Consider the following 18,262-nt stretch of genomic DNA (forward strand, 5'->3'; position numbering starts at 1 on the left):
CCTGCGGGCGCAATCGTGGACATGGTCATTCGGGCCTCCTCACGGGTCTTCGATGACGTGGCGGGGGCCTCGTGGCCCCGCGCCATGGCCTTGGGCGGGGTCAGTCCCGCTCGCGCACAGGCGGCAGTGCCGCCGAACGGATGAGCGAGCCTGCACCATGCTCGGTGAACAGCTCGAGCAGGCAGGCATTGGGCACGCGTCCGTCAAGGATCACCACGGCGCGCACGCCTTCGTCGATGGCCTTGAGGGCGGTTTCGGTCTTGGGGATCATGCCGCCCGCGATGGAGCCGTCTGCGATCATCTCGCGCACTTCCTCGGGGGTGAGCGCGGTCACCACCTCACCGTCCTTGTTCTTGACCCCGGACACGTCGGTGAGCAGCAGCAGCCGGTCGGCCTGAAGCGCGCCTGCGATGGCGCCGGCGGCGGTGTCGCCGTTGACGTTGTAGGTTTCGGTCACCTCGGTGCCGGTGGCGACGGGGGCGACCACTGGGATGATCCCGGCCGAGAAGAGATCGCGCAGGACCTGCACGTTCATCTCGATGGGCCGACCGACGAAGCCGAGTTCCGGATCGTCGGGCTCGCAGACCATGAGATCGTCGTCCTTGCCCGACAGCCCCACGGCGCGGCCGCCCTCATCCATGATGGCCTGCACGATACGCTTGTTGACGAGGCCGGTCAGCACCATCTCGACCACCTCGATGGTGGCCTTGTCGGTGACGCGCTTTCCGCGCACGAAGCGGCTCTCGATGTTGAGGCGCCCCAGCAGGTCGTTGATCATCGGGCCACCGCCATGCACAACGACCGGGTTCACACCCACCTGACGCATGAGCACGATGTCGCGGGCGAACTCGGCCATCGCCTCGTCGTCGCCCATGGCATTGCCGCCGAACTTCACCACGACGACCGACCCGGTATATCGCTGGAGATAGGGCAGGGCTTCACTGAGGGTACGGGCGGTGGCGATCCAGTCCTGGTTCATTTTCTGCTGCTTCATCTCTGTGGGCATCCTTCAGGGTGCAGTCGGGCTTGCCCTTTTATGTCTTGGAAGAGACGCCGGGACGCAAGATTTTTCGAGTAAAAATCTTGGGCGTGGGGGCTGGCGTCCCTGCGAAGAGGCGAGGCTTCGCCTAGTCGAGCCCTGCGATGATCGCACGCAGGGTGGCGATGCCATCGCCCTTTTCCGAACTGGTCATGACGATCTCGGGGTAGGCGGCGGGGTGCTTGGACAGCTTCTCGCGGACCTGTGCCTGAATGCGCTCGAGGTCCTTGGCCTTCATCTTGTCAGCCTTGGTCAGCACCGCCTGAAAGGTCACCGCCGAGCGGTCGAGCAGGCTCATGATTTCCTCGTCCACCGACTTCACCCCGTGGCGAGCGTCGATCAGCACGAAGGCGCGGCGCAGCGAGGCGCGTCCTGACAGGTACTGTTTCAGCAGGTTCTGCCATTTCTGCACCACCGCGACCGGCGCGTTGGCAAAACCATAGCCCGGAAGATCGACGAGGTAGCGCCCGTCGGTGAGGGTGAAGAAGTTGATCTCCTGCGTGCGGCCCGGCGTGTTGGACGCCCGCGCCAGCCCCTTGCGCCCGGTAAGCGCGTTGATGAGACTCGACTTGCCGACATTGGATCGACCGGCAAAGCAGACCTCGGGGCGGTCATCGGGCGGCAGGCCGTCCATGGCGACGACGCCCTTGAGGAAGTCGATCTCGCTGGTGAAGAGCTTGCGCGCGGCCTCGCGGGAGGCGTCGTCCGGTTCTTCGGCAAGGGGGAAGGGTAGGGTGGTCATGGGGTTTGAACCTTGTCGCCTGGGGTGAGCGTGCCGGGCGAGGTGACGCGGGCGTAGACGCCGAAATCCCGGTGCTTCCATGTCTTGTATAGGGCCGCAACGGTCAGGGCGTCGCGGTCACCGGTGAGCGGGCTGGCCTCGGTGGCGCGACATCGTTCGATGCGCTGCGACACCTCTAGCGTGACCTCGCCAAGTGTCAGGCTCTTGCCAATCCAGTCGAACTCTTCCCAAGGGGAGAGCCCTTCGAGCACAAGGTTGCCGCGAAAGCGTTCGATCTGCAACGGCTGACCTAGCGCGTCCGACAGCGCCTGCAGGCTGGCAAGGTTCAGCACGGACAGCTCGGCGCGGCCATTGTCGGCCATGCCCTGCGGCGGTGCCTGTACGAGGCGCGTGGGGGCAGGGGAGGTCTCTGGCCAGATCGGGCGGACCCAGCGTGCCAGCGCGTCGCCATCGGTGGCAGGCGCAAACTCGAGCGGGTCGAGACTTGGGTGCGTGAGGCGGAGCCGCCCGCCCTCCAACGTCTGCGCGCGCACCTGCGCCAGCCGCGGGCCGTTCGCGACCACGAGGAAGTTGCGACGGGGTTGCCAGTCGTCGGTTTGCGCTGCCCCCTCGTGCAGAAGCGCCCATGCCCGGTCCCCGGGCATGGGCGCTTCCGCTTGAAGCTGGACCCGGTCAAGAGGTTCGATACCGACCCCCTTGACCGGGTAGCGCGCTATGGCGGCAAGCGTTGCCGTCATTTGCCCGCCTTGTCCGTGGCTTTCTTGCCGCTGTCGGCGTCCTTGTCCTTGGGCGTCTTCTTGAACCCGGACTTGATGTTGCCGAACACGTCGGGCTTGTAGCCCTGGCTGCGCATGATGAGGTACTGCTGCGTGAAGGTGATTGTGTTGTTGGTGATCCAGTACAGCACCAGCCCGCTTGCAAAGCCGCCCAGCATGAACATGAACACCCATGGCATCCAGGCGAAGATCATCTTCTGGGTGGGATCAGCAGGCGCGGGGTTCAGCTTTTGCTGCAGGAACATCGACACGCCCAGCAGGATCGGCAGGATACCGATGAACACCAGCGCGAGGGTCGAGGCCGGCTCAGGCGCGGCCCAGGGCAGCAAGCCGAAGAGGTTCATGATCGAGGTGGGATCAGGCGTGGAGAGATCCTGGAACGGACCGAACCACGGTGCCTGGCGCAACTCGAACGCCACGAAGATCACCTTGTAGAGCGAGAAGAAGATCGGGATCTGCAGAAGGATCGGCAGGCAGCCCGACGCGGGGTTCACCTTTTCCTTCTTGTAGAGCGCCATCATCTCCTGCTGGAGCTTCTGACGGTCGTCGCCTGCACGCTCCTTGAGCTTCTCCATTTCGGGCTGGAGTTCCTTCATCTTCGCCATGGAGACGTAGGACTTGTACGCCAGCGGGAACAGGATCGCTTTGATGATGAGGGTCAGCGCGATGATCGACCAGCCCATGTTGCCGATCAGCATGTGCAGCTGGTGCAGCAGCCAGAAAATCGGCTTGGTCAGGAAGAAGAACCAGCCCCAGTCGATGCTGTCGATGAAGCGGTCGACACCGGCGGCCTGATAGTCGCGGATGGTCTCGTATTCCTTGGCACCGACGTAAAGCTGCGTCGTCACCTGCTGAGTGGCCCCGGCGGCCAGCGCCATGGTGGGCAGCACGGCTTCGGTCTGGAAGATGTCGCGGCGTTCGTCGTATTTCGACACCTGCTTGAAGGCGGTGCCCTGCTCGGGGATCAGGGTCGACATCCAGTAGTGGTCGGTGAAGCCGATCCAGCCGCTTTCGGTGACCTGGGATACCTCGGCGCGGGCGCCTTCGTTCTGGTTCATGTCGAGATCGGGCATGTCCGAGTAGTCGATCTCGGACAGCTCGCCGTCGGCCATGGAGACAACGCCTTCGTGCAGGACGAAGAACTTCTTGCGGTCCGCGGGCTCGCCGTGGCGGGCGATGACGCCGTAGGGCGCTGCAGACACTTCACCTTCACCGATGTTCTCGACCGACTGGGTGACGGAGAACATGAAGTTCTCGTCCACCGCCAGCGTGCGACGGAACACGAGGCCCGCGGGGCTGTCCCAGCGCAGGGTAACAGGGGAGTCAGCGGTAAGGGTCTCGCCGGATTCGATGGACCATTCGGTGTTCGGGCCGGGAACATCGCTGCCCGAGAGGCCAGCGCCGGGCGCCCAGCCGTAAAGCGCGTAATAGGCATGACCGTCGCCCACTGGCTCGAGGATCTGCACATTGGCGGAGTCCTCGTCGAGAGTGACGGTGTAGTCCTTGAGGATGAGTTCGTCGATGCGACCGCCGCTCAGCGAGATCGAGCCCGCGAGGCGCGGGGTGTCGATCTTCAGGCGCGGGGCGTCAGCGGCCTCGGTCTGCGGCGCGGGCGTAGCGTCGCTGGTGGTGCCGGGCGCAACGGACGGTGTCGAGGCGGTATCATCCACGGCCTGCACGGCATTGGGCGCCGCCTGATCTTCGAGCTGCTCTTCCGGTGGCGGGAAAAGCAGGAACCAAATGAGGATCACCACGAAGCTCAGCCCGGTTGCGATGAGCAGGTTCTTGTTCTGATCGTCCATGCGAGACTGCCGCCCTGTCCTTGGAAAGTCACCGCCGGGTTCAACAGGCGTGGCCTGCAAAGGTCAAGCCGATTCCGGGGAGCACGGAGCTTTTGTGAGCTTGTCGGGCATGGGATTCGACCCATTTCAACCGGTGCTTCGGCCGAGGTTCCGGGCTTTTGCGATCTTGGCGCCGTGACGCTTGGCCCAGTCAGCCATCTGGTCGGCCGGCATGGGCCGGGCGATGCCGAAGCCCTGTACGTGATCGCAGCCGAGCTGGGACAGCAATGCATGTTCCGACACGCTTTCGACACCCTCTGCCACCGTCTTGAGCCCCAGTCGGTCTGCAAGCCCGAGCACTGCGGCAAGCATGCGACGCTGTTCCTCGTCCCGATCAACGCGAGTGACGAAGCTGCGATCAATCTTGAGGCGATGCACGGTGAAGCGGCGCAGTGCGGTGATGGAGGCGTGGCCGGTCCCGAAATCGTCGAGGTCGACTTGGCAGCCAAGCTTGGAAAGGCCAACGATGTTGCGCGCCACGATCCCTTCGGGGGACTCCGCGATCACCGTCTCGAGCACCTCGATGCCGAGCCGGGAGGGGGCCATGCCGTGACGATCAAGCTCCCACTTGATGCGTTCGACCAGATGCGGGTTGCGCAGCTCTACATCGGTAAAATTCACGCTGACCTGGGGGATGATGATTCCCTCGGCATCCCAAGCACGCATGGCCGTGAGGCTCTGTTCGAGGATGACTTCGCTGAGACGATCAAGCTGCCCTGCCTCTGCGAGGACTGTAAGAAATTCCTTCGGTGACACGATCCCGCGCGTGGGATGCAGCCAGCGGGCCAGGGCCTCGACCCCACTTATGCTTCCGGTCGAAGTGCAGATCTGCGGCTGGAACCAGGGCTGTATCTGCCCGAGCGCAAGAGCTCGTTCGATCTCATGAAGCAGGGTCTTCCGGGCCTTGCGCTCAGCAGACATGCTGTCAGACCAGGCCCGGATGGCGGAGGGACCATTGCTGACCGCTTCTGCCAGTGCCGTCTGCGCCGCTTCGACCAACTGTGGTCCTGTGACGTCGTCGCCCAGCCGGTGCGATCCGCAAAAGCCCACCGCGAAGGACAGGTAGTGGGTGCCCGTCTCGGTGTCGCAAGGTTCTTCCAAGCTTCGCTGGATGCGATCTGCCATGGTGAGCAGCGCCTCCAGATCGAGCCGCAAGGATGGCGCCAGCAGCACGAGGAACCGCGTATCGCCAATGCGGACCACACGGTCACCGCGACGCACTTCTCGGCGGAGACGGCGCAGGATCGAGCCGTGCAGGCTGTGGATCGGATCGTCACCGGAACGGCGGCGGATATCCTCGAGCCCCTCGGCTTCGATCACGAAACAGGCCGTGGACAGATCAAAGCCCGTGGCCCGAGCGAGTATCTGTTCGGCAAGATCGTTCGCCATGGTGATGTCGATGAGATCCGGCAACGGGCGCGTGGGGTCGAGTGGTTCGACATCGCTGTCCGCCGATATGGCATAGAGCGCCGGCAAGCCGAGAGCCACGACGAGAAGTGCGATTTCCCCGCCCAGCCAGTACCCCGCAAGGGTCAGCGCGGGCAGGAACGCAAGCATATGCGGCCCATGTACAACGCGCGCCACGGCAACGCGTCGCCTGAGGAGATCCGCTTTGAGTTCCGGTATCACGGGCCGTCCTCCTTCTGATGCGCATCCTTGCGAACAGGAGTAGAACGGCGAGGTAACCGGATGTTTAACGTAGGGAGGGGATATCCGAACTTTTTCGTTCAGGATCCAACATCAGCCCGGCGAAATCGAACAGCTTGGGGTCGAGCATGTGCGAAGGGCGGATGTTCATCAGGGACCGGAACATCACCTGGCGCCGACCGGGGGAGTTCTTTTCCCAGCCGTCAAGAATCTGCTTCACCTGCTGGCGCTGCAGCCCATCCTGGCTGCCGCACAGATCGCATGGGATGATCGGGTAATTGAGCGCACGGGCGAACTTCTCGCAATCCACCTCGGCCACGTGGGCGAGGGGGCGGTAGACGAAAAGATCACCTTCTTCGTTGACCAGCTTCGGCGGCATGGTGGCCAGGCGCCCGCCGTGGAAGAGGTTCATGAAGAAGGTCTCGAGGATATCGTCCCGGTGATGGCCAAGCACCACGGCCGAGCAGCCCTCTTCGCGCGCGATGCGGTAGAGGTTGCCGCGCCGCAGCCGCGAGCAAAGGGCGCAGAAGGTACGGCCCTGGGGCACCTTGTCCATGACGATGGAATAGGTGTCCTGATATTCGATGCGGTGCGGAACGCCCATCTTTTCGAGAAACTCGGGCAAGACGGTCGCGGGAAAGCCCGGTTGTCCCTGGTCGAGGTTGCAGGCCAGCAGGTCCACCGGCAGAAGGCCGCGCCATTTCAACTCGTGCAGCACGGCAAGCAGGGTGTAGCTGTCCTTGCCGCCCGACAGGCACACCAGCCATTTTGGCGTGGAGCCGTCTTTGCGGGGTTCGATCATGCCGTATTGCTCGACCGCCTCACGCGTGTACTGGACAATGCGTTTGCGCAGCTTCTTGAACTCGGTGCTTTTGGGGGCACCGTGGAAGAGCGGGTGGATATCGTCACTGTCATCGAGCATGGGCAGGCCATACGCGCGGATCACGTCATCGGCAAGAGGTGTCAGGAACACACGGCGCCGGCAGGCGTTCACCTTTCAGCAACGAAAGGAGCCTTTCATGAAACAGACCACCGCACTCGTCGCCGCTCTTTGTGCCGCGTCCATCGCAGGCCCGGCCCTCGCGCAGTCCGAGATGGACATGCCGGATGCCACGGCCACCCTGTCGAACACCGATGGCGAGACCGTCGGCGAAGTGCAGCTGTTCGAAACGGCGGAGGGCATCCTTGCCCGGGTCACTGCCGAGAACATCGAGGAAGGCTGGCACGGTTTCCACCTGCACGAAATCGGTGATTGTTCGGCCGACGACTTCAGCTCCGCCGGCGATCACTATGCCCCCGACGGCAATTCCCATGGCCTTCTCTCGGATGGGCCAGCGCATGCCGGCGATCTGCCGAACATCTACGCCGATGCGGATGGCAACATCGAGGCGGACGTGACCAGCACCGCGCTGACAATCAATGGCGACATGGCTCCGATAATGGACGAAGACGGCTCGGCCTTCATCATCCATGAAGGCCCTGACAGCTATGGTGAAGAGGCCGGTGCCGGCTCGCGCGTCGCTTGCGGCGTGGTCGAAGTCGCGTCCTAAGACCTAAGACCGTCGTGCCGGGCCCTTGGGGTCCGGCACATTGTCTATCCCGCTACCACCCCACGGGTGACAGCGCAGAATGCGACGGGTGGCGAGCCAGCCACCCCTGAGCGCTCCGTGTTTTTCCAGCGCTTCCAGAGCGTAGACAGAACAAGTGGGCTGGAAGCGACAGCTATGGCCGACCCATGGCGACCAGAGCAGTCGGTAGGCCTTGACGGGCAGGGCGAAGATGCGCGCCGCAATGTTCACGATCGCGGGACCTTCGGTTTCTTGTCCCTAGGAGCATGGATTTTGCGCAGGGCATAGCGCAGATCGTCGCAGAGCGCGCCGAACGGGCGTTCGGCAGTGGCGTCACGACGGCCGATCAGCACGTAATCCCAGCCGGGCCGCGCAATCTCGGGTAATGTCAGACGTGCGATTTCGCGCATCCGGCGTTTGGCACGGTTGCGGGCGACGGCATTGCCGACCTTTTTCGAACAGGTAAAACCGATGCGCACTGACGGATCGCCGTCATCGCGGAACCGTGCCTGCACGAGCATCGAGCCCACCGGTTGGCGGGATGCCCGGGCTGCGGCAAGGAAATCGGACCGCTTGCGCATGGCGCCAAAGGGCTGCGACGCAATTCTTGCGCCGGTTTCGGCGACCTGGTCAGTCACGCCGATCTTACCGATTTCACCGGGCCTGCCAGACGATCCAACATGAGGAAATGCCGCTTCGGAAAGGTCCGAAGCGGCATTTTCTGTGGCTTTCCTGTCCTGCTCCGCCATGGGCAGAGCACCTCTGCTCAGGCGCTGAGGTTTTTGCGGCCGCGTGCGCGGCGCGCGTTCAGGATGGCACGGCCTGCTTTGGTCGCCATGCGGGCGCGGAAGCCGTGACGGCGCTTGCGAACAAGGTTCGAAGGCTGGAAGGTGCGTTTCATCGCGCTCTACTCCGTTACTCGGGCTACCCGGGACGGATTCGCCGGGCGGGTCATTTCGAAGCCCGTGCTATAGGGAGGGGCCGACCGCATGTCAAACATGTATCACGCGAAAGCTGCAACATTTCGCCTCCCAGCATGGGGGTGGTGTTACAACAGGACATATCTTGGAAAGCCCGCTCCCACAAATACTGCGAAGGATCGTCACTGCGCATCAAGGAGCCGTGATGGGGCTGTTGCGCCATGCCTGCTTGGCCCATTGTTCTCTACATGACCGAACCCGCTTCCAAGCCCGCCCCTTCCCACAGCCCCTGGCGTCACCTGCCGCTGGCGCTGGTGGTGATCGCTGCCGTCGTCGGGGCCGTCACCCTGCGCGAGCATATCAGTTTCGAGACCCTGTCCGAGAATCGCGCCGCGCTGATGGCCTTCAGGGAATCACATTACGCCGCGCTCGCTGCGCTGTTCTTGCTCGCCTATGTCGCCATCGTGGCCCTGTCGCTGCCGGGGGCGGCGGTGGCGTCGGTCACCGGGGGCTTCCTGTTCGGTCTCGGGCCGGGCACGGCCTTCAATGTCCTCGCGGCGACGCTGGGGGCACTGCTGATCTTCCTCGCGGCGCGGGCAGGGCTGGGGCAGGCGCTTGCTGCGCGGCTTGATGCGTCCGAGGGGACGCTGGGCCGGCTGCGGACCCGCCTGCGAGAAAACGAGGTCAGCGTTCTGCTGCTGCTTCGCCTGCTTCCCGCGGTTCCATTCTTCGTGGCAAACCTGCTGCCTGCCATGGTCGGGGTACGGTTTGTCAACTTCCTCTGGACCACGGCGTTGGGTATCATTCCAGGAGCGCTGGTCTTTACCTCGATCGGTGTCGGCCTCGGCGAGGTGTTCGACCGCGGCGAGACCCCGGACCTCGGCATCATCTGGTCACCGCAGGTGCTGGGGCCACTGTTGGGGCTTGCGGCGCTCGCAGCCCTCCCCATGGCGATCCGCACGTTGCGCGGACGCCGCGAGATCTGACCCTCGAAGCCCCAGGAGGCATATATATGCAAAGGCGCAAGACGGACCTGCTGGTCATCGGCGCGGGATCTGGCGGCCTTTCTGTCGCGGCGGGGGCGGCACAGATGGGCGTCCGAGTGATCCTACTGGAACCCGGAGAGATGGGAGGCGATTGCCTCAACCACGGCTGCGTGCCATCAAAGGCGCTCATCGCGTCGGCGCAGAGGGCGTTCCGCATGTCGCACGCGTCGGCCTTTGGGGTCGCGTCAGTCGAGCCTCAGGTGGATTATGCCGCCGTGCAGGACCACGTGGCCGAATCCATCGCCCGGATCGCCCCCATGGACAGCCAAGAGCGGTTCGAGGGGTTCGGGGTCGAGGTCATCCGTGAGGCCGGGCGCTTCCTGTCACCGACCGAGGTGCAGGCGGGCGCCCATGTCATAACCGCGCGGCGCATCGTCATCGCCACCGGCTCACGCCCGCGCATTCCGCCGATTCCAGGGCTTTCGGATGTGCCCTATCTTACCAACGAGACGCTCTGGCAGCTGCGCGAGCGGCCGCGCCACCTGCTGGTGATCGGGGGAGGGCCCATCGGGCTCGAGATGGCGCAGGCGCATCGGCGGCTGGGCTGTGACGTGACGGTAATCGAGGCCGGGCGTGCCCTGTCCCGCGAGGACCCCGAGATGGCGGCAGTGGTGCTCGAAGAGCTACGGACAGAAGGTGTCGCCCTGCATGAGGAACACGCCGTCGAGAAGGTGACCCAGACCGCCGACAGTATCGAGGTGACCGCCGGGGGCTTGCGCCACTCCGGCTCACACCTGCTGGTGGCCGTAGGGCGGGCACCGGTGCTGGACGCGCTGGGCCTCGGGAAGGGCAAGGTGGACACTACCGCCGCCGGGATCACCGTGGACGAGGGGCTGCGCACGTCGAACCGCCGGGTCTATGCCATCGGAGACGTGGCGGGCGGGCCTCAGTTCACCCATGTGGCCGGCTATCACGCGGGCCTCGTGGTGCGGAACGCGCTTTTCGGGCTGCCGGTGAAGGTCAAGCCACAGATCCTGCCGCGCGCCACCTATACCTCGCCCGAGATCGCGCAGGTCGGACTGACCGAGGCCGAAGCGCGCCACCAGTATGGCGATAAGGTCGAGATCGTGCGGTTGCCCTACCAGCACAACGACCGCGCTATTGCCCAGAGGCAGAGCGCCGGGCTGCTCAAGGTCATGGTGGTCAAGGGCCGCCCGGTGGGCGCGTCAATCGTGGGGCAGCAGGCGGGCGAGCTCATCGGGCTCTGGGCGCTGGCCCTTTCGGCACGGCTGAAGATGAGCGATATTGCAGGGATGGTTGTGCCGTACCCCACCATCGGGGAGCTTAACAAACGACTTGCGGGAACCTATTTCTCTCCTCGTCTGTTTGAAAACGAAACCGTGAAAAAAGTTACAAGGGCTGTTCAGCGCTGGCTGCCCTGACGAGGCAAGACCCTAGCACATGTTCAACTCTCTCTCCGGCCGCTTCCTGATCCTCACGATCATCTTCGTGATGCTGGCCGAAATCCTGATCTTCCTGCCCTCCGTGGCGCGGTTCCGCGAGGATTACCTCACGGACCGACTGCAGCGCGCGCAGATCGCGTCGCTGGCGCTCCTGGCGGACGGGATCGTGGACATGGATCTCGAAGAGGAGCTGCTTGCCAACGCCGAGGTCTACAACGTGGCCCTCCAGCGCAATGCAACGCGCGAACTGGTTCTGTCTTCCGAGGTGCCGGGCCCGGTGTCGGAATCCTTTGACCTGCGCGAGGCGGGGCCGGTGACGCTCATGCGCGATGCCATGGAACGGCTGATCGACAGCGAACCGACGGTGATCCGGGTTCTGGGCTATCCGTCCCGCGACGCGGGCCAGCTGATCGAGGTCACCATGGACAGTGGCCCCATGCGCCACGCGATGGTGGAATACGGGCTGCGGATCCTGACCCTGTCGGCGGTGATCTCGATCATCACCGCCTTGCTGCTGTTCCTTGCGGTGCGCCGCCTGCTGGTGAAGCCCATCAAGGGCGTGGTGGCCCACATGCAAAGCTACGCCGAGGCCCCCGAGGACGTACGTCGCATCATCCGCCCCTCCGCCGGGGTGCGTGAACTGCGAGAGGCTGAAGAGGCGCTGCAATCCATGCAGACCCAGCTGTCGGCGGCCCTGCGCCAGAAAGAGCGTCTGGCCCAGCTGGGCGGCGCGGTGGCGCGGGTAAGTCACGATCTTCGCAACATCCTCACCTCGGCGCAGCTGTTCACCGACCGGATCGAGATGTCCGAGGACCCGTCGGTCAAGCGCATGGCGCCCAAGCTGGTCGGCTCCATCGCCCGCGCGGTATCCTTGTGTGAGAACACCCTTGCCTTTGGTCGCGCCGAAGAGCCTGCGCCGGTGCTCAGCCAGTTCAACCTTGCCGAGCTTGTCTCCGAGGTGCTCGAGGCCGAGCGTCTTGCCATCGGCGACCATGACCTGAGCCTGTCGGAGGACATCCCCGGCTCCATGCAGGTCCGGGGCGACGTGGAGCAGATTTACCGCATGATCGGCAACCTCGTGCGCAATGCGCGGCAGGCGATCATCGGCACCGGTCAGCCCGGTGAAATCAACGTTGCCGCCCGCGAGGAAGACGATGCCTGGGTGATCGAAGTGATCGACACAGGCCCCGGCCTGCCCAAGCGCGCCCGCGAACACCTTTTCCAGCCGTTCCAGGGGGGCGCACGCAAGGGAGGCACGGGCCTTGGCCTTGCCATTGTGCAGGAACTGGTACGCAATCATGGCGGTGTGCTGCGTCTTGCCCGCACCGGCGAAGACGGCAGCTGCTTCGAGATTCGTCTGCCCATGGGGCAATTCGCCTGAAGCGGTTCCTTGAGGTCTGTCTTGCGGCCATGCCGGGTGTTTCGAATCTGGATATGGCCTGAACGGGGGCAGGGCGCGGCGTGGCAATTGGCTGTCAGGGCATCTCCAAGTGTTTCAATTTTATAAATAATTATTATTTTCCAGTATGTTAGGTGTTTTTTGTCAGTTTCTTGAAAAAGTCGCTTGCGCCTCCCGGCCACTAACTCTAAACCCCGCCTCAACGGACCGATAGCTCAGCTGGATAGAGTACTTGACTACGAATCAAGGGGTCGGGGGTTCGAATCCTCCTCGGTCCGCCATAAATTCAAAAGGCCTCGACGCGAAAGCGTCGGGGCCTTTTCATTTCGCGATGTGGGGTTCCTGGAAAGACCGACTTTCATGTCAGATGCCTGACCCCGCAGACGGAACGTCCAGAACACGGAGTGGCGTTGCCCGTTGAGCTCGCCATCGTAGGGTCAGGACAATCCTGCCATTGTCTGATCTTGGAGGTCTCGTTTGGGCAAAAGCCTCCCTGCCACCCCTGAAATACCTTTCCTCAGTTGCCGCTGACTGTGCGGCATGCGGCGTTCGAGCCGGCATCGTCCTTGTTGCCCCGACCCGCGGCGAGGGGAGGCGCAAGCTGCATGCAGCGCTTCTTCGGCGACATCGCCTTTCCGATCGATCCCTTGTTCCGCGGTGAGAAGTTCGCGATAGGCAATTGGTGCAGTTGGCCGGGTGCGATGCGGCTGCGTTGGCATGGGTGTCCGTCCGCCACCTTGGAAAAGCGCATCTCCGACTGCGAGACGAGTTTGCCTCCCGCCAGAGCTTTCAACGCTTGCGGGTCCGTGTCTGTCCCGAGTGTGTAAGGGCGGAGTCGCCGTCTGCAGCTGAATCGTGGCGTGTACCGCGCCGCCTGCAGTGGAAATTCTCGTCGATCAGAAGCTGCCCCGAGCACGGCTGCATGCTGGTGAACCTTCCACCAGAGAGATTTAGCAAAGATGCCAGGGATTTCTCGGCGCAGCTTCGGAAGCACTACGGCTGGGTTGTGGATCAGCCGATGATCCCCGCAGGCCACAGCCCTTCGAGCAGTCCCTCACCGACCGCACCCTGAAAGGGCGGGGCGATCGATGGATCGACTGTCTCGAGCTAAATGTGGTGTCGCGCGCATGCGAGGTGCTTGGGCTGCGGATCACCAAGGGACCAGACGCCTCGCTGACGGGGCACAGGGAGGCCGACTGGATGAGTTTCGGCGCCTCTGGCTACGACGTGCTGAAAGACGGCCCTGCGGCCCTCTCAGACTGCCTCACTGCGATGGCGCGTGAGAAGGGCGTGGATCGGCGTTTCTTCGGCCGGCTTTTCGGTCCCTGGACCACATGGCTGAAAAGCCGGAGCCTCGGTGATGAATTCGAGCCCCTGCGCGACGTCGTACGGCGGCACGTCTTCGACCATTTCTCCGTCAGAAGGGGAGTGCTGGTCCTTGGGGTGCCGTCGGAGGGAAAGGCTGGGTTGAACGTGCAGAAGCCATTTCCGCTCAAGGGCTTCGCCAAGCGTAATGCAGAGGATTTGGTGCGCCGCGGCCTCGTAAGGCGTCAGGCTGATGGCAGCATTGTCCCGATGGGCTTCGTGACACAGAGAATGCTTGTGGCATACGAGCGCGAGAGGAGGTTTTTCTCAGCGCGCAAGGGCTCTGGGGCAAGAGTGGTCGTCGAGGCACATGGTGCCGACGCTGCTGAAGAAGCATGCGAGCCCCTACTCTCCATTAGCGCCGTCGCACAGGAGCTACGAGTCACCGCAAAGACCGTGAGGTATCTGGTAGAGAACGGGTTGCTGCACGGAGTAGATGCGGCGGAACTCTACCGTCGAGGTGCGACCGTAGTTACCGCTGGTAGTCTGATGCAGTTCCGCGAAATCTTCATATCTTTAGGCGAGCTTGCCGACGCAGCTCAGCGCCCTCAGGGCGCATTGTCTATGAGACTTAGAAATGCTGACGTGGCGCTCTTGGCGATGCCGCACGACCTAAGCAGGATATACTGGCGCGAAGATGTGTGCGCGTAAATAGCGAGCGGTAACATATCGACCCAAAGCCGACTTTGTATTTGTCGTTGGTTGCCGCAGCGCGGCTCCCTTAAAACAGACACTCGGATGTCGACACCTTGGGAAGCAGTTGTAAACTGGGAGCGTGAAACTCATCGAAAATTGGTCTCGAACATGAAGAACGCAACCTCAGCTGAATTTTCTACGGTAGATCTGTTGCTCAAGTCGGATGCGGAAACACGAGCGGTGGATGCGTTCACGCTTTCATGGGTGAAGCTGGAGAAACAGCTCAGAAGACTGACCTCGAACTTGATCTTTCAGCACTCGGCTTTCGAAGATGGAGAGAGAGAACACAAGACGGCCGTGCGAGCAGCTATCCTGCGAAAGACTACGGCCAATCACGACAAATTCATAGGAGCGATCTACCGCCTTTCAAATCGCTCGGTGAAAGATTTGATGCAGGACGAGTACAAAGCGCTTAAACGGGACACGGATACTGCCTATCAATACAGGAAGAAGATACTGCACGGCCAACAAACAGGACATTCTTTGACTCGAACTGAATTAGAGAAGTGTATCTCGTCCATGAGAGCTTGGTGCGAACTGCTTGCGGATCGTGCCAACGAGCGCATTGGGTATGACGGATTTTCGAGGAACTCATTGCGTAAAAACGGGAGAGAAGAAATTACTGCAGCGGTTGACGAAGCCTTGGTCGGGGGATGGGAAGAGTTCATCCGAAAGATTTGACGGCCCAAACCGGACGTCCGGTCCCTTGCCAGGCCCATGGCGCTTCCGGCCCATTGCGGACCTTCACATGCCTAACCGACGCCGCAGTGCAGCTTCCCGGAAGCCGCCGTGGCCACGCCCACGCGGCATCTGCCAGCCGGCGTAGATCTGCTGTGCGTACGAAACGTACATTCATAAGTTTTGCCCGCCTCTGCTTCCCCACAACTGGAACGGACCCGAGGCGTTCACCACGTCGCGCGTAGTCGCCTCGGTGCGTTCTGTGCCCCCTCTGATGACCTCAGGAACGTATCCCATTTCTTCGGAGAGTTGAGCTCTGCGCATTCGAATTGGGGCGATAAGCTCTAGGAAAATCGCTTCCAGGAGCGCCTTGATCCTGCCGTCACCAAGCCCGCCACGCTGGTATTGTGCCTTAAGCTCGGCAAGCTCATCGTGAACGGGATCGAAGGCGTCGAGATACGTGAAGACAACGTTGCCCTCGACACAACCCGAGTCTTCGGCACGCAGGTGGTTCGGATCGGTGAACATCGCCTTGACGGCACTTCGGACCTCTTCGGGCGAGGCGGGCAGGGCAATGGCATTGCCACCGGATTTCGACATCTTGGCCTTGCCGTCGATACCGGGCAACCGGCCCACTTTGGGTATGATCGCTCGCGCCTTGGGTAGCACGTCACGGTCTGCTAGAGCGGTTGACGCGAGAAGCCTATGATCTGGTTTGGGCTATTCCGGCACGATGAGGTCAGCAAAAATGTTCTCTAGTCGATCACCAAATTCTTCGATGCCTTCATCCACATCGAAACTGCGCCGAGCCTTGTTAACGGTTCGATTATGGTAGTCTCGAAGCCAGTCGAACTTTTCCCTCACCCTTTCCGGGTGCCCTGCATTCAGTTCACGTGAGATTAGATCGCGGTGCATACGCAAAAATTCTATCCAACCATGGTAGTAGGCATCCATCTCATTTAGCGACGCGCGCAGGTAGTCGATAAACCAAATGCCTCGTTCATCTTGAGCAAGGAGCCTGTCCGCATAATCCTGCTCGTCCCGTGCGCTGTGCCCTTCTAGCCAAAGTCGTTCATCTTTTAGGTGTTGTCTAACAACCTCTTGGTCTACGGCGATCATCGGAAACACAACGTCGTTTTCTTCCATGAGATAGGCATCAACAAGGGCTTGGCCAAACACAGGCCCCTCTAGGCTCATGCCGAGGTGCATATCCCCTATTTGCATCGCTCCTCTAATGAGTATTCCGTTTGCGATACAGTCGATTTGGATGTGAAGCAGGTCCAGCAACTCCCAAACGAACGGGCCATCCTGATACTGTGTCTCGGTAGTTCTAACGCGAACGATGGCATCCGAAATGATTTCGGCGCGCACCTCACTCTGCAACCGGTAATCCTTCATTCTCCGTGGTTGGTGAGGCTCATCGCCTTCCGTAAATTTACGGAACTTTACCAAATCAGAGGCAATCTCCTCTGCGCTCTTGCGCCCCAGAAGGGAGCGGAATCCGAGAATGTCTAAAAAGGTAACAACACATCTTTCGTAGCCGCTCATCACATATCTCAATTGGTTGGTTTTACGACCTTTTTGGGCAGGATTTAGGGGGAGCGCAACCCAGATTTGTGCAAGACCTCACCCATAGCCTTACGTGACCGTTCGGCGAAGGCGCTCTGGAACAGATCCTATGGCCCTTGCTGCGCTGCGATAGCAGCGTAGCGCCATAGCATGAGCTCGTTCAACCGGCAGGGAGCGTGATACGTCTTGCTCCTCATCGGCCTCCGGCGCAAACCCCTGCTCCCGCCCTACGGGGCTGCGAATGACTGTTTCTTCATCCTTGTGTAGCTTACGCCGGTTCCCAAGGTGGATCCTGGCGGAAAGTCCGCTTTCATGTCCTCGCATGAGTGTGTTCGCGCGTGCAGAGAAGGAGCGCTTTCCGCCCTATTGACCGCCGACGCGCCTTAGAGGGCCCTTCTCCCCCTATTGCCCGTTAGAATATGTCTGGCGGCCTTGAGTACGGGCAGCTCGGCAACGACTGAAAACAGGAAGAGCACGATCACACAGAAGGCTCCGATGAATGCCCAGTCCGTGCCGTTGACCCCGAAGCCAAAGGGGAGCCCCAGCCCCAGCGCGACATGCTTCGCGGCGAAGTACAGCGTTGCGCTGAGAAAGGCGTAGTCGCGGGCCTTCAGAAGATGCTGGCCAAGGGGAGAGTAGTTCCGCTCCCTGGATTCCAGACCCTCTCGCCTAAGCTTCACCCAGAAACTTTCCTCAGCCGCAGTCACTGCCGTTGCGCCTGGAAACAGCGCAGCGCCGTCCAGCCCAATCGCGGCGGCCAGTTGGTCGCTGGCAAGAGGGTCGATCTTGAATACCTGAATGATAGCCAGCCGCGCAGCCTGGGGCAGCTCGCGTTCCCCGCGCTCGTAGCGGCGTAGGGCGCGGTCCGAGAGCCCGATGGCCGCGGCGAACTGGGCCTGGCTCAGTCCGGTGGATGCACGAACGGCCAGCAGGTTGGCCGCACCAACCCGCCGAGCAATCGATTCGTGATCTTCCTGTGGAGTAGCCAAATCCGGTGAATCCAGTGCCTGAGCTGTTCGTGCCTCTCAGGAACCTTAGCTCGGCCACGCTGGTCAGCGGTCAAGAAAACAACGCGGGCGGACCATTTGGTCCGTGCGGACCGAATGGTCCGGATGGTTTTTTGTTTTAAGACAGCGTCTTGCAAGATTGACCAGTTTAGATGGAGTTCCTTAACTGGATGGAGAGTCCTGCTTTTTTGCTCTCTCAGAACCAGGAGATCGCCCCGATGCGCACCCCGACAAAGGAAGATCTGGACGCTCACGAGCGTCTGAAGGCGGAACTTCGAATCCGCGGAACGTCACTGGCGCAGATCTCGCGAGAACTTGGCGTCAGTGACTCTGCGCTGACCTTGGTCGGCAAGCGTATGTGTCGGTCTAAGCGCATCGAAAAAGCCATTGCTCGGGCCATGGGCATGCCGCCGGAGGAGTTGTTTCCGGCGTGCGAAGAGGAGGGAACAACAATGACCTAGAAAAGCAAAGGGCCCGAGGAGTTGACGCTCCCAAGGCCCTTCAGGTGTATCAAGTTGTAGCCAGATACACCTCATTCATGACCCAACTTTCGGCCCCGGTCAAGC

21 protein-coding genes and 1 tRNA gene are annotated in these 18,262 nt (G+C 61.9%); 9 read left to right on the forward strand and 13 right to left on the reverse strand.

Annotated features, from left to right (window positions below; all coding sequences use genetic code 11):
• Window positions 1–100: 100 nt before the first annotated feature.
• The 6 genes from argB to ttcA form a co-directional block, all read right to left on the reverse strand.
• Window positions 101–994, reverse strand: coding sequence for an acetylglutamate kinase (gene argB, locus IEX41_RS07515; RefSeq protein WP_188789608.1), 894 nt, complete (start codon window positions 992–994; stop codon window positions 101–103).
• 133 nt (window positions 995–1,127) lie between these two features.
• The gene (yihA, locus tag IEX41_RS07520) at window positions 1,128–1,781 is read right to left on the reverse strand and encodes a ribosome biogenesis GTP-binding protein YihA/YsxC (protein ID WP_188789609.1); all 654 of its coding nucleotides are present in this window, start codon (window positions 1,779–1,781) and stop codon (window positions 1,128–1,130) included.
• Window positions 1,778–2,518, reverse strand: a complete 741-nt coding sequence (locus tag IEX41_RS07525) for an MOSC domain-containing protein (protein WP_188789610.1) — start codon at window positions 2,516–2,518, stop codon at window positions 1,778–1,780. Before IEX41_RS07525 ends, yihA begins: the two co-directional genes overlap by 4 nt.
• On the reverse strand, window positions 2,515–4,359 hold the full coding sequence (yidC, locus tag IEX41_RS07530; RefSeq protein WP_188789611.1) for a membrane protein insertase YidC: 1,845 nt from the start codon (window positions 4,357–4,359) through the stop codon (window positions 2,515–2,517). Before yidC ends, IEX41_RS07525 begins: the two co-directional genes overlap by 4 nt.
• A gap of 126 nt (window positions 4,360–4,485) precedes the next feature.
• Complete coding sequence (locus IEX41_RS07535) at window positions 4,486–5,955, reverse strand: putative bifunctional diguanylate cyclase/phosphodiesterase (RefSeq protein WP_188789612.1); 1,470 nt, start codon at window positions 5,953–5,955, stop codon at window positions 4,486–4,488.
• Between the two features lie 136 nt (window positions 5,956–6,091).
• Window positions 6,092–6,967 (reverse strand): tRNA 2-thiocytidine(32) synthetase TtcA, encoded by an 876-nt coding sequence (ttcA, locus tag IEX41_RS07540; RefSeq protein ID WP_188789714.1) that lies wholly within the window; start codon window positions 6,965–6,967, stop codon window positions 6,092–6,094.
• Window positions 6,968–7,064: 97 nt separating this feature from the next.
• Here ttcA and IEX41_RS07545 point away from each other — a divergent pair, with 97 nt between their 5' ends.
• Window positions 7,065–7,595 (forward strand): superoxide dismutase family protein, encoded by a 531-nt coding sequence (locus IEX41_RS07545; RefSeq protein WP_188789613.1) that lies wholly within the window; start codon window positions 7,065–7,067, stop codon window positions 7,593–7,595.
• 3 nt (window positions 7,596–7,598) lie between these two features.
• Here the strand turns inward: IEX41_RS07545 and yidD are convergent, their stop codons facing one another.
• The 3 genes from yidD to rpmH all read right to left on the reverse strand — a co-directional run bounded on the left by yidD (window position 7,599) and on the right by rpmH (window position 8,514).
• On the reverse strand, window positions 7,599–7,844 hold the full coding sequence (yidD, locus tag IEX41_RS07550) for a membrane protein insertion efficiency factor YidD (protein ID WP_188789614.1): 246 nt from the start codon (window positions 7,842–7,844) through the stop codon (window positions 7,599–7,601).
• Entirely contained in the window at window positions 7,841–8,194 is a 354-nt protein-coding gene (rnpA, locus tag IEX41_RS07555; protein WP_188789715.1) for a ribonuclease P protein component, read from the reverse strand. The genes yidD and rnpA overlap by 4 nt, the downstream gene beginning before the upstream one ends.
• A gap of 185 nt (window positions 8,195–8,379) precedes the next feature.
• Entirely contained in the window at window positions 8,380–8,514 is a 135-nt protein-coding gene (gene rpmH, locus IEX41_RS07560) for a 50S ribosomal protein L34 (RefSeq protein ID WP_188789615.1), read from the reverse strand.
• A 267-nt stretch (window positions 8,515–8,781) separates the two neighbouring features.
• Here rpmH and IEX41_RS07565 point away from each other — a divergent pair, with 267 nt between their 5' ends.
• From IEX41_RS07565 to IEX41_RS07580, 4 genes are all read left to right on the forward strand, one after another.
• On the forward strand, window positions 8,782–9,519 hold the full coding sequence (locus IEX41_RS07565) for a TVP38/TMEM64 family protein (RefSeq protein WP_188789616.1): 738 nt from the start codon (window positions 8,782–8,784) through the stop codon (window positions 9,517–9,519).
• A gap of 26 nt (window positions 9,520–9,545) precedes the next feature.
• Window positions 9,546–10,961 carry a dihydrolipoyl dehydrogenase family protein gene (locus IEX41_RS07570; RefSeq protein WP_188789617.1) on the forward strand — a complete coding sequence of 472 codons (1,416 nt, stop codon included), beginning with the start codon at window positions 9,546–9,548 and terminating at the stop codon, window positions 10,959–10,961.
• 19 nt (window positions 10,962–10,980) lie between these two features.
• Complete coding sequence (locus tag IEX41_RS07575; protein ID WP_188789618.1) at window positions 10,981–12,363, forward strand: sensor histidine kinase; 1,383 nt, start codon at window positions 10,981–10,983, stop codon at window positions 12,361–12,363.
• A 222-nt stretch (window positions 12,364–12,585) separates the two neighbouring features.
• Window positions 12,586–12,662, forward strand: a tRNA-Arg gene (locus IEX41_RS07580).
• Window positions 12,663–12,898: 236 nt separating this feature from the next.
• Here the strand turns inward: IEX41_RS07580 and IEX41_RS07585 are convergent.
• Complete coding sequence (locus IEX41_RS07585; RefSeq protein ID WP_188789722.1) at window positions 12,899–13,132, reverse strand: hypothetical protein; 234 nt, start codon at window positions 13,130–13,132, stop codon at window positions 12,899–12,901.
• Between IEX41_RS07585 and IEX41_RS21470 the strand changes: the two genes are divergently transcribed.
• From IEX41_RS21470 to IEX41_RS07595, 3 genes are all read left to right on the forward strand, one after another.
• Window positions 13,103–13,453: a TniQ family protein gene (locus tag IEX41_RS21470; RefSeq protein ID WP_229673037.1), complete on the forward strand. Its 351-nt coding sequence runs from the start codon at window positions 13,103–13,105 to the stop codon at window positions 13,451–13,453. The two genes, IEX41_RS07585 and IEX41_RS21470, sit on opposite strands and share 30 nt — an antisense overlap.
• 128 nt (window positions 13,454–13,581) lie before the next feature.
• A complete protein-coding gene (locus tag IEX41_RS21475; RefSeq protein ID WP_229672998.1) occupies window positions 13,582–14,397 on the forward strand; it encodes a hypothetical protein in 816 nt (271 codons plus the stop codon).
• A gap of 153 nt (window positions 14,398–14,550) precedes the next feature.
• Complete coding sequence (locus tag IEX41_RS07595; protein ID WP_188789619.1) at window positions 14,551–15,123, forward strand: hypothetical protein; 573 nt, start codon at window positions 14,551–14,553, stop codon at window positions 15,121–15,123.
• Window positions 15,124–15,294: 171 nt separating this feature from the next.
• Here the strand turns inward: IEX41_RS07595 and IEX41_RS07600 are convergent, their stop codons facing one another.
• From IEX41_RS07600 to IEX41_RS07610, 3 genes are all read right to left on the reverse strand, one after another.
• The gene (locus IEX41_RS07600; RefSeq protein ID WP_188789620.1) at window positions 15,295–15,789 is read right to left on the reverse strand and encodes a hypothetical protein; all 495 of its coding nucleotides are present in this window, start codon (window positions 15,787–15,789) and stop codon (window positions 15,295–15,297) included.
• Window positions 15,790–15,840: 51 nt separating this feature from the next.
• Complete coding sequence (locus IEX41_RS07605) at window positions 15,841–16,668, reverse strand: hypothetical protein (protein ID WP_188789621.1); 828 nt, start codon at window positions 16,666–16,668, stop codon at window positions 15,841–15,843.
• Window positions 16,669–17,072: 404 nt separating this feature from the next.
• A complete protein-coding gene (locus IEX41_RS07610; protein ID WP_188789622.1) occupies window positions 17,073–17,678 on the reverse strand; it encodes a helix-turn-helix domain-containing protein in 606 nt (201 codons plus the stop codon).
• Window positions 17,679–17,848: 170 nt separating this feature from the next.
• Here IEX41_RS07610 and IEX41_RS07615 point away from each other — a divergent pair, with 170 nt between their 5' ends.
• Window positions 17,849–18,157 (forward strand): helix-turn-helix domain-containing protein, encoded by a 309-nt coding sequence (locus IEX41_RS07615; protein WP_229673002.1) that lies wholly within the window; start codon window positions 17,849–17,851, stop codon window positions 18,155–18,157.
• Window positions 18,158–18,262: the final 105 nt, after the last annotated feature.

The organism is Salipiger pallidus (genome assembly GCF_014643635.1).
In the GTDB taxonomy this organism is placed as follows: Bacteria; Pseudomonadota; Alphaproteobacteria; order Rhodobacterales; family Rhodobacteraceae; genus Salipiger; species Salipiger pallidus.

What these genes read in the sequence shown, in the direction of transcription:
- argB (WP_188789608.1), bottom strand. Translation starts at nt 994, where the DNA reads ATGAAGCAGCAGAAAATGAACCAGGACTGGATCGCCACCGCCCGTACC.
- IEX41_RS21475 (WP_229672998.1), top strand. Translation starts at nt 13,582, where the DNA reads ATGAGTTTCGGCGCCTCTGGCTACGACGTGCTGAAAGACGGCCCTGCG.
- yidC (WP_188789611.1), bottom strand. Translation starts at nt 4,359, where the DNA reads ATGGACGATCAGAACAAGAACCTGCTCATCGCAACCGGGCTGAGCTTC.
- IEX41_RS07570 (WP_188789617.1), top strand. Translation starts at nt 9,546, where the DNA reads ATGCAAAGGCGCAAGACGGACCTGCTGGTCATCGGCGCGGGATCTGGC.
- IEX41_RS07575 (WP_188789618.1), top strand. Translation starts at nt 10,981, where the DNA reads ATGTTCAACTCTCTCTCCGGCCGCTTCCTGATCCTCACGATCATCTTC.
- IEX41_RS07525 (WP_188789610.1), bottom strand. Translation starts at nt 2,518, where the DNA reads ATGACGGCAACGCTTGCCGCCATAGCGCGCTACCCGGTCAAGGGGGTC.
- ttcA (WP_188789714.1), bottom strand. Translation starts at nt 6,967, where the DNA reads ATGCTCGATGACAGTGACGATATCCACCCGCTCTTCCACGGTGCCCCC.
- IEX41_RS07595 (WP_188789619.1), top strand. Translation starts at nt 14,551, where the DNA reads ATGAAGAACGCAACCTCAGCTGAATTTTCTACGGTAGATCTGTTGCTC.
- IEX41_RS07615 (WP_229673002.1), top strand. Translation starts at nt 17,849, where the DNA reads ATGGAGTTCCTTAACTGGATGGAGAGTCCTGCTTTTTTGCTCTCTCAG.
- IEX41_RS07585 (WP_188789722.1), bottom strand. Translation starts at nt 13,132, where the DNA reads ATGCGCTTTTCCAAGGTGGCGGACGGACACCCATGCCAACGCAGCCGC.
- IEX41_RS07545 (WP_188789613.1), top strand. Translation starts at nt 7,065, where the DNA reads ATGAAACAGACCACCGCACTCGTCGCCGCTCTTTGTGCCGCGTCCATC.
- rnpA (WP_188789715.1), bottom strand. Translation starts at nt 8,194, where the DNA reads ATGCGCAAGCGGTCCGATTTCCTTGCCGCAGCCCGGGCATCCCGCCAA.
- IEX41_RS07605 (WP_188789621.1), bottom strand. Translation starts at nt 16,668, where the DNA reads ATGAGCGGCTACGAAAGATGTGTTGTTACCTTTTTAGACATTCTCGGA.
- yihA (WP_188789609.1), bottom strand. Translation starts at nt 1,781, where the DNA reads ATGACCACCCTACCCTTCCCCCTTGCCGAAGAACCGGACGACGCCTCC.
- rpmH (WP_188789615.1), bottom strand. Translation starts at nt 8,514, where the DNA reads ATGAAACGCACCTTCCAGCCTTCGAACCTTGTTCGCAAGCGCCGTCAC.
- IEX41_RS07535 (WP_188789612.1), bottom strand. Translation starts at nt 5,955, where the DNA reads ATGCTTGCGTTCCTGCCCGCGCTGACCCTTGCGGGGTACTGGCTGGGC.
- IEX41_RS07565 (WP_188789616.1), top strand. Translation starts at nt 8,782, where the DNA reads ATGACCGAACCCGCTTCCAAGCCCGCCCCTTCCCACAGCCCCTGGCGT.